This is a genomic window from Sphingomonas sp. 320_CC, assembly GCF_059691795.1.
The window spans coordinates 1020342-1033194 of sequence record NZ_JCAWAE010000001.1; the positions used below are offsets into that span (position 1 = coordinate 1020342).

General features: G+C 66.2%; 12 protein-coding genes. 6 read left to right on the forward strand and 6 right to left on the reverse strand.

What is annotated here, in order from left to right; all coding sequences use genetic code 11:
- From AC59GX_RS04690 to AC59GX_RS04700, 3 genes are read right to left on the reverse strand one after another with little or no spacing between them, the layout of a single operon-like run.
- Positions 1–1143 (reverse strand): glycosyltransferase family protein, encoded by a 1143-nt coding sequence (locus tag AC59GX_RS04690; protein WP_426280911.1) that lies wholly within the window; start codon positions 1141–1143, stop codon positions 1–3.
- A gap of 4 nt (positions 1144–1147) precedes the next feature.
- On the reverse strand, positions 1148–2680 hold the full coding sequence (gene ubiB, locus AC59GX_RS04695; protein WP_497301110.1) for a 2-polyprenylphenol 6-hydroxylase: 1533 nt from the start codon (positions 2678–2680) through the stop codon (positions 1148–1150).
- A 7-nt stretch (positions 2681–2687) separates the two neighbouring features.
- Positions 2688–3452 carry a class I SAM-dependent methyltransferase gene (locus AC59GX_RS04700; RefSeq protein WP_426280908.1) on the reverse strand — a complete coding sequence of 255 codons (765 nt, stop codon included), beginning with the start codon at positions 3450–3452 and terminating at the stop codon, positions 2688–2690.
- Positions 3453–3508: 56 nt separating this feature from the next.
- Between AC59GX_RS04700 and mutM the strand changes: the two genes are divergently transcribed.
- The 3 genes from mutM to dnaA all read left to right on the forward strand — a co-directional run bounded on the left by mutM (position 3509) and on the right by dnaA (position 6635).
- Positions 3509–4324: a bifunctional DNA-formamidopyrimidine glycosylase/DNA-(apurinic or apyrimidinic site) lyase gene (gene mutM, locus AC59GX_RS04705; protein ID WP_426280906.1), complete on the forward strand. Its 816-nt coding sequence runs from the start codon at positions 3509–3511 to the stop codon at positions 4322–4324.
- 94 nt (positions 4325–4418) lie between these two features.
- Positions 4419–4682, forward strand: a complete 264-nt coding sequence (gene rpsT / locus AC59GX_RS04710) for a 30S ribosomal protein S20 (protein WP_031394736.1) — start codon at positions 4419–4421, stop codon at positions 4680–4682.
- 438 nt (positions 4683–5120) lie between these two features.
- Positions 5121–6635, forward strand: coding sequence for a chromosomal replication initiator protein DnaA (dnaA, locus tag AC59GX_RS04715; RefSeq protein WP_426280905.1), 1515 nt, complete (start codon positions 5121–5123; stop codon positions 6633–6635).
- Between the two features lie 209 nt (positions 6636–6844).
- Here dnaA and trpS read toward each other — a convergent pair whose 3' ends face one another.
- Genes trpS through secB form a run of 3 tightly spaced genes read right to left on the reverse strand, consistent with a single transcriptional unit; the run spans position 6845 to position 9966 of the window.
- Complete coding sequence (gene trpS / locus AC59GX_RS04720) at positions 6845–7852, reverse strand: tryptophan--tRNA ligase (RefSeq protein ID WP_426280904.1); 1008 nt, start codon at positions 7850–7852, stop codon at positions 6845–6847.
- Positions 7853–7861: 9 nt separating this feature from the next.
- The gene (murJ, locus tag AC59GX_RS04725) at positions 7862–9427 is read right to left on the reverse strand and encodes a murein biosynthesis integral membrane protein MurJ (protein WP_426280903.1); all 1566 of its coding nucleotides are present in this window, start codon (positions 9425–9427) and stop codon (positions 7862–7864) included.
- A 26-nt stretch (positions 9428–9453) separates the two neighbouring features.
- A complete protein-coding gene (gene secB / locus AC59GX_RS04730; RefSeq protein WP_056062172.1) occupies positions 9454–9966 on the reverse strand; it encodes a protein-export chaperone SecB in 513 nt (170 codons plus the stop codon).
- 168 nt (positions 9967–10134) lie between these two features.
- Between secB and AC59GX_RS04735 the strand changes: the two genes are divergently transcribed.
- The 3 genes from AC59GX_RS04735 to AC59GX_RS04745 are packed head-to-tail and all read left to right on the forward strand — an operon-like array spanning position 10135 to position 12753.
- Positions 10135–10779: a Tim44/TimA family putative adaptor protein gene (locus AC59GX_RS04735; RefSeq protein WP_426280902.1), complete on the forward strand. Its 645-nt coding sequence runs from the start codon at positions 10135–10137 to the stop codon at positions 10777–10779.
- 11 nt (positions 10780–10790) lie between these two features.
- A complete protein-coding gene (mltA, locus tag AC59GX_RS04740) occupies positions 10791–12152 on the forward strand; it encodes a murein transglycosylase A (RefSeq protein WP_497301112.1) in 1362 nt (453 codons plus the stop codon).
- The gene (locus AC59GX_RS04745; RefSeq protein WP_497301114.1) at positions 12127–12753 is read left to right on the forward strand and encodes a Smr/MutS family protein; all 627 of its coding nucleotides are present in this window, start codon (positions 12127–12129) and stop codon (positions 12751–12753) included. Before mltA ends, AC59GX_RS04745 begins: the two co-directional genes overlap by 26 nt.
- Positions 12754–12853: the final 100 nt, after the last annotated feature.

Below are 12853 nucleotides of genomic sequence, written 5' to 3' on the forward strand. Positions count from 1 at the left end.
CTAGCGGATAACGCGCGTAACCGTAATGCGCCGCGTATCGCTGGCGGCAGCGATCATGTCGCGCAGGCCGTCGACCGCGAACACCAGGCCGACCAGCAGCACCGGCGTGGTCATCAGCGCCCAGTAGAAATTGTCGCTCCGTGCGAACAGCGAGATCAGCGCGGCATAGGCGGCGAACACGACCAGCGCGCGCGTCGCGACCGCATCGCGCCACGCGAGCCAGCCGAACAGCGCGGTGCCAAGAACGAGCGAGGCGAGCCACTGCGGCAGGATGTCGAGGCCCGACGAGATCGTCGCAAGCCTGACGTAGAACCCGAACCCCTCGAGCCCGCTCCACCCCTGCGACACGCGGTCGAGCGGACTGCTGACCAGCGACACCGCGTGCGCATGGGCGGCAAGCACCACGGCGAAGACCCCGATCGCCCCGAGCCACCCCAGCGTCTCGCGCCGCTCGCCCTCGACCCACGCGAACACCGCCATGATCGCGACGTACAGCAATGCCGTCTCGCGGATCAGCATCGCCGATAGCCCGAACGCAACTGCGGGCAGCCACTGGCCGGGGCGGCGAAGCGCCAGCGACAGCGCGATAAGCGGCCCCGCCCAAACCTCGTGGAACACCACGAAGCTGGGATCGAGGTTCACCGAAAGTCCGGCAACGACCAGCAAGCCAGCCACACCGAGCGGCACTAGGCCAGTCATTTCCGGACGAAGTCGCGCGACCCAGGCGAGGATCGTTCCGACGCACAACGCCAACAGCAACAGGTTCACCAGTATCGAGGGCAACGCTGCTTGAACGACCGCCAAGGTTGGCAGCCGAACCGCGAAGAACGGCTTCAGCGGATAATGTCCCATGCGCTGCGTTTCGGCGGCGACGGCGTAATAGGGCGAGCCGCCACGCACCCCGGCGACGATCGTATCGTAGAGCAGCAGGTCGGTCCGTCCGGGTGGCGGGGCATCGTATGCAATGGAGGCCGAGGCGTCCGCGTCGACGCTCGGTCGCGGGCCGGGCGAGACGATCGCGCTGAGGCAGGCCGCCAGGAATACCAGGAACAGCACGAGGCCGATCCGAGCCTGCGCCGACGGCATGCCCGCGAACCGGGTCGCGCGGGTCGTCCATAACGGAGCGCCGCGACGCGTTTTCATGCCCTCAACCAAACAGCAGCGTCGTCACGACCCCGGCGGCGGCCGCGAGCACCGCGACCAGGCCGTAACGCCACCCCCCACCGATCCGAATCACTTCGATCTCGCGCAACGGCATCGTCGGCGGAGCCCCACCGGGGGCGGGGTAATGCGCCTCGATCCTGCGGACCAGTTCTGGGAGTCGCGTGAGGGTGCGGAAATCCTCGATCAGGCGGTCGGCGATCATCGCCTCGGGCCCTAGCTCGCCGCGGATCCAGTCGCGGACGAACGGCTCGGCGGCTTCCCACAAGTTGATGTCGGGGTTGAGGCTGGTCGCGACGCCCTCGACCATCACCATCGTCTTCTGGAGCAGCAGCAGATGAGGCTGCGTCACCATGTCGAAATCGCGCGTGATTGAGAACAGGCTGTCGAGCATCATGCCGATCGACATGTCCTTGACCGGCAGCCCCCGCATCGGCTCGCCGACCGCCCGCAAGGCGGTAGCGAACTCGGCGACGTCGTGGTGCGCGGGGACGTAGCCCGCCTCGAAGTGGATCTCGGCGACGCGCTTATAATTGCCGGTGATCAGGCCGTAGAGGATCTCGGCGAGCCAGACGCGCGCGCGGCGGTCTATCCGGCCCATGATGCCGAAGTCGATCGCGGCGATGCGGTTGCCGGGCAGCGCGAACAGGTTGCCCTGGTGCATGTCGGCGTGAAAGAACCCGTCGGCGATCGCCTGGCGCAGAAACGCGCGGACTAGGGTCTGGGCGAGCGTGGGGAGGTCGTAGCCGGCGGCGACCAGCGCGGGGCGGTCCGACAGCTTGATGCCGTCGATCCACTCGATCGTCATGACCTTCGCGGTCGAGCGCGCCCAGTCGATCGCGGGGATGACGAAATCGGGCTCGGCGGTCATGCCCTCCGCGAGTTCCGACGCCGACGCTGCCTCGCGGCGGAAATTCAGTTCCCTGAGCGTCCAGCGCTTGAACGTCTCGATCGTGAGGCGGGGGCGGAGGCGCATCGCCTCGGGGCTGAGCGCCTCGAGTTGTGCGGCGGCCCAGCTGTAGGTGTCGATCGCACGCGCGAAATCGTCCTCGACGCCGGGGCGGAGGACTTTCACCGCGACCTGGCGGCCGTCGGTGGTGACCGCGCGGTGGACCTGGGCGATCGAAGCGGCGCCGACCGGGATCGGCTCGATCCGCGAGAACAGCGTCTCCAGCGGTTTGCCGAAGCTCGCCAGCATCGCCGCCTCGATCGTCTCGTAGGGGACGGGGGAGAGCTGGTCCTGGAGCCTGAGCAGGTCATGTGCGGCGTCCTCGCCGACGAGATCCGGCCGCGTGGCGAGCGTCTGCCCCAGCTTGATCGCCGCAGGCCCGATTGCCTGGAATGCATCCGCATAGCGCGGCACGGCGGGGACGCGCGCGCCGAACCGCGCGATCCGTGCGAGGCGGCGGACAGGCGCGGGCGTGTTCGGGTCGCGCTCGATCCCGCGCAGCGCGCCGTGGCGTGCGAGAATGCGACCCCATTTCAGGAGGCGCCAGACGTGCGTGGTTGAAGCCGTCACAGTTGGATCAAATCTTCCAGCCGCTGTGGATCGCAACGAGCCCACCCAGAAGAGGCTCGACCTTCGTCTGCACGAAGCCGGCATCCGCGATCATGCCCTTGAACTTGGGCATGTCCGGGAAGCGGCGGATCGATTCGATCAGGTAGCGGTAGCTGTCGGCGTCCTGCGCCAGAAGCTGGCCGAGCTTCGGGACCATCTTGTGCGAGTACGCGTCATATACCTCGGCGAACCCGGGCCACACGGTGGTCGAGAATTCGAGGCAGTAGAAGCGTCCGCCACGGCGCAGGACGCGGTGGGCTTCGCGCAGGGCCTTGGGGATGTCGGTCACGTTCCGGATGCCGAACGCGATCGTGTAGGCGTCAAAGAACTTGTCCGGGAAGGTCAGCGTCTCCGCGTTGGCTTCGGTCCAGACGAGGCCGTCGATGCCGCGCTTGTGCGCGCGCTGCATGCCGACTTCGAGCATCTGCGGGTTGATGTCGGCGACCGTGATCGACGCGCCCGACGGCTCCATGCGGAACGCGATGTCGCCCGTGCCGCCGGCCATGTCGAGGATCTGCTCGCCTTCGCGCGGTTTAACGCGGCGGACGAAGCGGTCTTTCCACAGCCGGTGCATGCCGCCCGACATCGCATCGTTCATCAAATCGTATTTCCCTGCGACGTTCGAGAAGACGCCGCCGACGCGGGCGGTCTTCTCGGTGGCGGGGATGTCTTCGTAGCCGAAGGAGACGGTATCGGGCGTGAGTGCGGGCGCGGGCGCGATCAAGTCGTTCATATCCTGCGCTCTAGCCGCGCCTTGTGGCGCGAGCAAACGCAACCTAGCTGCAAACCGTGCCAGAATTACCAGAAGTCGAAACCACCGTGCGCGGGCTGGAGCCCGTGCTGAAGGGCCAGCGCCTGACCTCGGTCGAGCCGCGCCGCGCCGACCTGCGCAAAGCGATCCCGATCGACCTGCGCCAGCGGATGACGGGCGCGACCGTGACGCACTTGGGCCGCCGCGCCAAATACGGGCTGATCGATACCGATCGCGGCGACACACTCGTCTTCCATCTCGGCATGTCGGGGCGCTGGCGAGTTGATCCGAGCGAACTGCTTGCGCACGATCACCTGCTGATCGGCACCGAGGCGGGGCGGACGGTCGCGCTAAACGATCCGCGGCGATTCGGCTTTCTCGATCTGTGGGCCACCGATGACATCGCCAATTATCCGCCGTTCCTCAGCATGGGGCCGGAGCCGCTCGGCCCCGACCTGACCGCGGCCTACCTACTGGAGGCGCTCGAAGGGCGGGGGGCGTCGATCAAGGCGATGCTGCTCGACCAGCGAATCGTCGCGGGTCTCGGCAACATCTATGTGTGCGAGGCGCTGCACATGGCGAAGATCGCGCCGTCACGCGCGGCGGGGCGTATCTCACTGTTTCGACTCGAGCGACTCGTCGAGGCGATTCGGACGGTGCTGACGGCCGCGATCCTCGCGGGCGGCTCATCGCTGCGTGATTACGTCCGGCCGGACGGCGAACTCGGCTATTTCTCCAAGCAATGGCGCGTCTATGGGCGCGAGGGCGAGCCGTGCGAATGCGGCGCTACCGTCAAGCGCCGCACCGAAGGCGGGCGCTCGACGTTCTGGTGTCCGAAGTGCCAACGCGGTTGACGATCTAGAACAAAGTGGGTAGGGCCGCGGCTTCGAGAGGGCGTAGGAGCAATCCGGCGCCCCTTTTTATTCATTCGAACATCTAGAGGGCTTCATGGCGAACACGCCGCAGGCGAAAAAGCGTATCCGTCGCAACGACCGTCGCGCGGAAGTGAACGGCAACCGCGTTGGCCGTATCCGTACCTTCATCAAGAAGGTCGAGGCCGCACTGGCATCGGGCGACAAGGGCGCAGCGACCACCGCACTCGCGGCCGCACAGCCTGAGCTCCAGCGTGGCGTCGCCAAGGGCGTGCTGCACAAGAACACCGCGAGCCGCAAGTTCGCGCGTCTGACCAAGGCCGTGACCGGGCTCGCCTGAGCGACCGATCATTGCCAGATCATTGGCGAAGCTGATCACCCGTCGGGACCTTCCCGGCGGGTTTTTTGCGTCTGCGAAGGGAACCGGCGGGGAGTCCGCATAACCCTAGGATTCGCCACGATTCGTGTGATCGAGAATCACGTCACGCAATCGCGGAAATTGCAAAAAATGCGTAAAGACAGCGACTTATAAAAATATCGACGCATTTCCGCGGCTTGGTCAAGTCAACCCGCTTTATTTCGAAAATGTGACGCGTCGGGGCCTTGCTAGGATCGTCGATCGCTTCATAACGGGGCTCACAGCGACGGTGGTTTCCACCGCTGCATCAACAAACAGGGCGAAGATGCCGGATGACCCTTGGGGTCGTCAGGGGGACCATTTTCTGTCGGGACTATATCACCCGCGCGAGCAATCTCGCGGGGTCGGAGAAGTGCGCGCGTGACGAAGTGGCAAGGATCTGTGACGCATGCGAGCGAGGCTGAAAAGGCCTGGGCCCGCGTTCGTACGTCCTTGCGTGAGTCGGCCGGCGTGCGGCTGTTCGAGCAGTGGCTGAAGCCGATCGAGCTGATCCCCGGCGAGGATCGCGACACGATCCGGCTCGCGCTGCCGTCTGCGTTCATGACCAACTGGGTCCGCAATCACTATGCCGACCGGCTGGTGCTCGAATTCAAGCAGATCCTGCCCAACATCCGTACCGTCCAGATCGAGACCCGGGCACCGGGTCGCGCAGCCGTCGTGCTGGCGATCGAACCGGTCGCTGACGCCATTCCCGCGAAGCCCGTTGCCGATCCGCTACCGGTCGAAGCCAAGCCGGCTCCCAAGCCGGTCGCCGACCCTGTGCAGGCAACGATGAAGTTCGGCGTCGATCCGTCGCTGCAGCCGGCGCCGGCGCCCGTCGTGACGTTGGCCCCGGTCGGCGTGCCCGCTGAACGTCCGCCGCTCGACCCGCGCTACACCTTCGCGCGATTCGTCGTCGATCCGTCCAACAAGGTCGCGTTCAACGCGGCCAAGGTGCTCGCCGAGCCTGGCCCGGTTCGATTCAGCCCGTTGTTCCTCCACAGCGGTACGGGGCAGGGCAAGACCCACCTCATGCACGCGATCGGTCACGCGTTCCTCGAGCATAATCCGCACGCGATCGTGCTGTGCATGTCCGCCGAGCGGTTCATGTACGACTTCGTCGCGTCGATGCGCGCGCGCGATACGCATGCGTTCAAGCAGCGGCTGCGCGGTGCCGACCTGCTGCTGATCGACGACCTCCAGTTCATTGCCGGCAAGGACGCGACGCAGGAAGAATTCTTCCATACGGTCAACGAGATCATGGCGGCGGGCAAGCGGTTGGTGATTTCCGCCGATCGCTGCCCGCAGGCGCTGGAAGGCGTCGAGGCGCGGATCGTCAGCCGCATGTCGGTCGGCCTCGTCGCAGACATCAAGGCGCCCGACCTGACGCTGCGCCGGACGATCCTGGACCGCAAGCTGGTCGACCTGCCCGACATGCGCGTGCCGACCGACGTGCTCGACCTGCTGGCGGCCCGCATTCATGCGAACATCCGCGAGCTGGAAGGCGCGCTGAACCGAGTCGTGGCGTATGCGCAGCTGACCGGCGACACGATCGACCTCGACTTTGCGGTCGCGACGCTCGGCGAGGTTCTCCGCGGCGCGCAGAAGCGCGTGACGATCGATGAAATCCAGAAGCTCGTGTCGGCGCATTTCGAACTGAAGCCGCTCGACCTGATTTCGGCGCGGCGCGCGCGGGCGGTGGCGCGGCCGCGGCAGATCGCGATGTACCTGGCGAAGCGGCTGACGACGCGGTCGCTGCCGGAGATCGGGCGGAAGTTCGGCGGACGCGATCACTCGACGGTGATCCATGCGGTGCGGAAGATCGAGGAACTGCGGGATTCGGATCGCGATATAGACGCCGCGGTGCGCGTGCTTATGCGCGAGCTCGAAGGCTAAGCCAGCCTACGCTTTCATGGTCTCCCGCGAAGGCGGGAGACCAGTCTGGACCCCCGCCTTCGCGAGGGAACAAGCTGCATGCGGTATTCCGACACGTAGCCGTATGCCCGGATTTCCCCGTCATCCTGACGATAGTCAGGATCCAGAGCCACAAAATGCGGCGTCCGTAACTCTGGGTCCTGACTTTCGTCAGGATGACGGAATAGGGATTAAACCTGCAACCCCATCGCGTCCTGAGTCGCCTTCAACACCGGAGCCGCCAGCACACGTGCCTTCTCCGCGCCCGCCTGCAACACCGCCGTCACCGCGCTGCGATCGTCGAGCAACCGCACCATCTCGTCGCGGATTGGCCCGAGCTTAGCCACCGCCAGATCCGCAAGCGCAGGCTTGAACGCGCCGAAGCCCTTGCCGCCGAACTCGCCGAGCACGGTCGCCACGTCGCTATCCGCCAGCGCCGCGTAGATCGTCAGCAGGTTGCGCGCTTCGGCCCGGTCGCCGAGCTCCTCGACCGTCGCGGGCAACACGTCCGGGTCGGTCTTCGCCTTACGGAACTTGTCCGCGATTGTGTCGTCGCTGTCGATCAGCTTGACCACCGACTGCTCGGACGGGTTCGACTTCGACATCTTCGCGCTAGCATCGCGCAGAGACATGATCCGCGGCGCGGCCTTGCTGATCAGCGGCGCGGGGAGCGTGAACAGGTCGACACCGTAGTCGCCGTTGAACTTGGTGGCGATGTCGCGCGCGAGTTCGAGGTGCTGCTTCTGGTCCTCGCCGACCGGTACGTGCGTCGCATTGTAGAGCAGCACGTCGGCGGCCATCAGCACCGGGTAATCGTACAGCCCGACGCTCGCGCCCTCGCGGTTCTTGCCCGCCTTGTCCTTGAACTGCGTCATCCGGTTCAACCAGCCGACGCGGGCGACCGTGTTGAGCAGCCACGCCATCTCGCTATGCGCGGGCACGCGCGCCTGGTTGAACAAGATCGACTTCGCCGGATCGATCCCGGCTGCGATCATACTGGCTGCGACCTCGATCGTGTGCGCCGACAACTCCGCCGGCGCGATCCATTCGGTCGGCGCGTGGAGATCGGCGATGAAGAACATCGACTCGCCGCCCTGTGCGGCGACGTCGTCCTGCAGCGTCACCCACTGCTTCACCGCCCCCAGGTAATTGCCGAGATGGAGATTACCGGTGGGCTTGATGCCGGAGACGACGCGCATGGAAAAACCTTACTTGGAACGACGCAGAAGCGTGGAGATGTCGCCCAGCCGGAACGCGCCGGTGAGCAATGTCGCGATCGCATAGACGACGCCGCCGGTCGCGACCAGCACGAGCATCGCCCCCCAGCGCTCGACGCTGGCACCCGTCACGAACGGCTGGAACAGGTCGTTCAGGAAATACATCACGACGCCCATGATCAGCGCCGCGACGAGCAGCCGCCAGGTCCGCCGCCGCAGTCGTGCGTCGGGGGTAAAGTGCCCGCGCCGGACCAGCGTTCGGTACAGCATCGCGACGTTCACCGTGCTGGCGATCGCGGTGGCGAGCGGCGGGCCCATATGGCCCAGCGGCTTGATGAAGGCGAGGTTGAGGACGAGGTTCACGACCATCGACATCGTCGCATACCGCACCGGCGTGCGGGTGTCGGAGCGCGCGTAATAGCCGGGCGTGAGAACCTTCACGAGGATGTACGACGGCAGCCCGATCGAGAAGGCGGCGAGCGCCTGCGCGGTCAGCACGCTGTCGTGCAGCGCGAACTTGCCGTGCTGGAACAGCGCGCCGACGATCGGCGTGCCGCAGACGATCAGCGCGACCGTCGCGGGCAGCGTCAGGAACAGCGCGAGTTCCATGCCGCGGTTCTGCGTCGCCATTGCCTCGGCGTCCTCGCCGCGACCGAGCTGACGCGAAATGGTAGGGAGCAGGACGGTGCCGAGGCCGATGCCGATCAGGCCCAGCGGGAGCTGATTCAGCCGATCAGCGAAATAGATGTACGAGACGGAGCCGGCCGGTAGCAGCGCAGCGGCAAGCGCGGTCGAAACAACGAGGTTGATCTGCACCGCGCCGGCACCCGCGGCGGCTGGCCAGATCAGCGACATGAGCTTCTTCACGTCGGGGTTGAGCTGCGGACGCTTGAGCCGGAGCTTCACGCCCGACGCCCGGCACGCCCAAATCAGCCATCCGAGCTGCAACGCCCCCGATATCGTCACCGCAATCGCCTGGTTGCGCGCGGTGAGCAGCGGCTGGTGTTCGTGGAACAGCAGCAGCGCGGCGATCAGAGTCGCGTTCAGCAGGATCGGCGCGGCCGCGTTGATCCAGAACTTGTGCAGCGAATTGAGGATGCCGCCGAGCAGCGAGACAAGACTGATCAGGGGCAGATAGGGCAGCATGATCCGTGACAGGTGGACGACATAGTCGAACCGCTCAGCGCTCGCGCCATTGAACCCGAAGGTCAGCAGCCACGTCATCGGCCACGCCGCGAGCTCGAACAGCACCGTCATCAGGATCAGCGTCGGTAACAGCACGGACAGCGCGTCCTCGGCGAACGCGATCCCGTCCGGCAATCCACGACCGTTTTTGTCACCGACCTTCCGATTGAACATCGGGATGAACGCAGCGGAGAACGCGCCCTCCGCGAAGAGGGCGCGGAACATGTTCGGGAGGCGGAACGCGATCAGGAACGCGTCCGACGCGAAGCCGGCGCCGACGAACCGCGCGAACAGCGAGTCGCGCACGAGACCCAGGATACGGCTGGCAAGCGTCAGCCCGCCGACCGATCCCAGCGCCTTGGTCAGATTCATCTAAGCGCGCTCCGCCCCCGGTTCGATCAGGCCTGCCCGAAATCGCCAACGTTGGGCTGGATACCCTGCTGCTCGGACTGCTGGAGATACAGCTGCGAGAAATCGATCGGCTCGAGCAGCAGCGGTGGGAAGCCACCGTCACGCACCGCATCCGACAGCACGCGGCGGGCGAACGGGAACAGCAGGCGTGGTGCTTCGCCCAGCAGGAACGGCTGGACATGCTCGGCCGGGATGTTGCGCAGCCCGAACAGGCCCGCGTACGAAAGATCGACGATGAACGCGACCTGGCCCTCGCTCTCGGCGCGGACGTCGATCTTCAGCACGACCTCATGCACCTCGTCGCCGACCTGCGCCGCGCCGATATTGAACTGCACGTCGATCGCCGGCGGGGTCTGGTTCTGGTAGACGGCCGGTGCGTTCGGGTTCTCGAACGACAGGTCCTTGACGTATTGCGAGATCAGCCCGGCAGCGGGGACCGTGTCTTCACCGTTCGCGAGAGCCTGGTCGGGCATGGTGAAGCCGTTGTCCTGATCATCCATTCGTCGTGTCCTTAGAGAATAAGCGGAAAATTGGGACCGAAGCGGACCGCTTGCGCGTTCTGTTCGATCGAGGTGGTGCGAGTAGCAGTGCCGAAGGGGCGTTTCAACGGGCGCGGGTTTGAATAGCTGCGGGTTTGCCCTATGTTGAAGCGAAGATCGGAGGCACGGTTGTTTTACGTAGTTCTTCTCGCGATGGTTGCAGGCTTCTTGGCGATGCGACTCTACAGCGTGCTCGGCAAGCGGACGGGGCATGAGCAGCCCTTGCCGCGTGCGGCCGAGGACCGTCCTGCGCTCGCCGCCGTGCCGAGAACCGTCGAGGCGGTTTCCGATGCGCGCGAGGTCGCCAGTCGCAACCTGGAGCCTAAGGCCGAGCCCGGTCTGCGGGCGATCGTTGCCGGCGAGCCCGGCTTCGATGTCGCGCGCTTTCTCGAAGGCGCGCAGGCCGCGTACCGCATGGTGCTCGAAGCCTTCTGGAAGGGTGACGAGGACGCGCTGGCCGATCTCGCCGTCGACGATGTCCGTGCGGCGTTCGTCGAGGCGATCGAAGCGCGGCGCGAAGCCGGCGAGGTGCTCGACAACCGTCTCGTGTCGATCGAGCGCGCGCTGATCGCAGACGCCAGCCTTACGGGGCGAGAGGCGCGTATCACGGTCCGGTTCGACGCGGACATCGCGGCCGTCACGCGCGATGCGGAGGGCAATGTCCTTGCGGGGTCGCTGACCGATGCGGTCGAGACGCATGACGTCTGGACATTCGCTCGGACGCTGAAAAGCAGCGATCCGAACTGGAAGCTTGCGGACACCGACGAAGCCTGATGGGTCGGGGCATGGTGGGAAGGCTCGGCGGTCTGGGACTGCCGATGCTGATGGCGACGCTGTTGAGCGCGTGCGTCGGTGGTGTCGAACCGCCACAGTCGGGTCCGCCACCGGTCGATCGAACAGATGATCGGTCGGATGTTCGACCAAACGAACCCGTTCGCGTGCATCCGTCGCGTGAAACCGGTGCATCCCCGAACATTCGCGGTATCCAGTCGCCGGCGCGGATCGTCGGCGCGGTGCCGATGCTAGCATCACCGGTCGTCCCGGCGGTCGAACCTGTGAATGCCGCCGCTGCGGGCGTAATCTCCGGTCCACCGATCGCGAGCCTTCCGATCGACGATGTACAGGCGCAAGCGGCTTTCGCGGCGTTCGTCACGAGCTGTCCTTCGCTGTTGCGTCGTAACGACACGTCCGGGCTGACGCGCGGCGCGGATTGGCAGCCGGCCTGTACCGCAGCGGCATCGACCGATCGCCGTAATGCTCGGACATTCTTCGCGCAGTGGTTTGAAGCCGCACAGATCGGTGACGGCAAGGCGTTCGCGACGGGCTATTACGAGCCAGAGATCGCCGGTTCGCTGGAGCGACGTGATGGCTATGCGCCGATCTATGCGCGTCCGAACGACCTTATCGACGTCGATCTCGGCGCATTCTCGACCAGCCTCAAGGGCAAGAAGATTCGCGGTCGCGTCGATCGCAGTAACCTGGTGCCCTATTACGATCGTACTGCGATCGAGCAGGGCGCGCTATCGGGCAAGGCGCCGATCCTCGCTTGGGCGCGTGATCCGGTCGAGCTGTTCTTCCTCCAAATCCAGGGTTCGGGGCGGCTGCGGTTGCCCGACGGCGAGATCCTGCGGATCGGCTATGCGACGCAGAACGGCCGCGACTATACCGGTATCGGCGCGCTGATGAAGTCGCGGGGGCTGCTGCAGCCGGGTCAGACCTCGATGCAGGGCATCGTCGCATGGCTCCACGCGCACCCGGCCGAGGGCCAGGCGATCATGCGCGAGAACAAGAGCTTCGTGTTCTTCCGTGAACTCGAGGGCGCACCCCTGGGGGCACTTGGCCTGCCGGTCACCGGGCAGGTGAGCGCCGCCGCCGACGTCAAGTTCGTGCCGCTCGGCGCGCCTGTGTTCCTGTCGCTCGACCGGCAGGACGCGAGCGGTCTGTGGATCGCGCAGGATACCGGCGGCGCGATTAAGGGCAGCAATCGTTTCGACACGTTCTGGGGTGCGGGCGCGGCGGCCGAAGCGACCGCCGGCGGCATGGCCGGGCGCGGCACCGCGTATCTGCTGCTCCCGATCGGCACCGTGGCGCGCCTGAACGGCCAAGCGAATGGGGCGCGATATGGCGGGTCGTCCGCTCAACCCTGATGAGGCGCAGCTCTGGGCGCGCGTGATGGCGAGCGTGCGTCCGATGCGTGTGGTCGCCGTGCGTATCCCGGAGCGCGCGCCGCCGCTGCCGCCTCCACCCAAGCCGATCATCGGTCCCAACGGCAAGATCGTGCCCGCACCGCCTGCGCCGATGGGGCGGGTAAAGCCGCTCGTCCGTACCGTGGTCACGCCGTACGCGGCGCGCGCGGGGGCAAAGCCCGTGGTTGCGCGGCCTGTAGCCAAACCCATCACGGCCAACACGCTCGATGGCGGCTGGGACAAGAGGCTCACGCAGGGTGTGGTGAGTCCCGACAGCTCGATCGACCTGCATGGCCACACGCTGGCGTCCGCCCATGCACTGCTCGACGTCGGCCTGGGCCGGGCGATAGCGCGCGGCGACCGCGTGTTGCTGCTGGTCACGGGCAAGCCGCCCCGCCCCGAAAGCGAACGCCCGCATGCGCGAGGCGCCATCCGGTCGGCGGTCACCGACTGGCTGGCCGGCTCGCGCCACGCGGACTCGATCGCTGCGGTACGCGGGGCGCATCCGCGACACGGCGGGCAGGGCGCGCTGTATATCGTCTTGCGCCGCGGACGGGACTAGCTCTGGGTTCGGGTTCGCGAGGTCCGGGCCTCACGATCCTTACCTCAGTTCGGTAATTGCAGGCTGATCGCAAGGCCAATGAGTTTGAGCACTTCGCAGC

Excerpts from the sequence above, each read along its gene's own strand:
- AC59GX_RS04690 (WP_426280911.1), bottom strand. The coding sequence starts at position 1,143 with ATGAAAACGCGTCGCGGCGCTCCGTTATGGACGACCCGCGCGACCCGG.
- AC59GX_RS04700 (WP_426280908.1), bottom strand. The coding sequence starts at position 3,452 with ATGAACGACTTGATCGCGCCCGCGCCCGCACTCACGCCCGATACCGTC.
- rpsT (WP_031394736.1), top strand. The coding sequence starts at position 4,419 with ATGGCGAACACGCCGCAGGCGAAAAAGCGTATCCGTCGCAACGACCGT.
- trpS (WP_426280904.1), bottom strand. The coding sequence starts at position 7,852 with ATGCGCGTCGTCTCCGGCATCAAGCCCACCGGTAATCTCCATCTCGGC.
- murJ (WP_426280903.1), bottom strand. The coding sequence starts at position 9,427 with ATGAATCTGACCAAGGCGCTGGGATCGGTCGGCGGGCTGACGCTTGCC.
- secB (WP_056062172.1), bottom strand. The coding sequence starts at position 9,966 with ATGGATGATCAGGACAACGGCTTCACCATGCCCGACCAGGCTCTCGCG.
- mltA (WP_497301112.1), top strand. The coding sequence starts at position 10,791 with ATGGTGGGAAGGCTCGGCGGTCTGGGACTGCCGATGCTGATGGCGACG.
- AC59GX_RS04745 (WP_497301114.1), top strand. The coding sequence starts at position 12,127 with ATGGCGGGTCGTCCGCTCAACCCTGATGAGGCGCAGCTCTGGGCGCGC.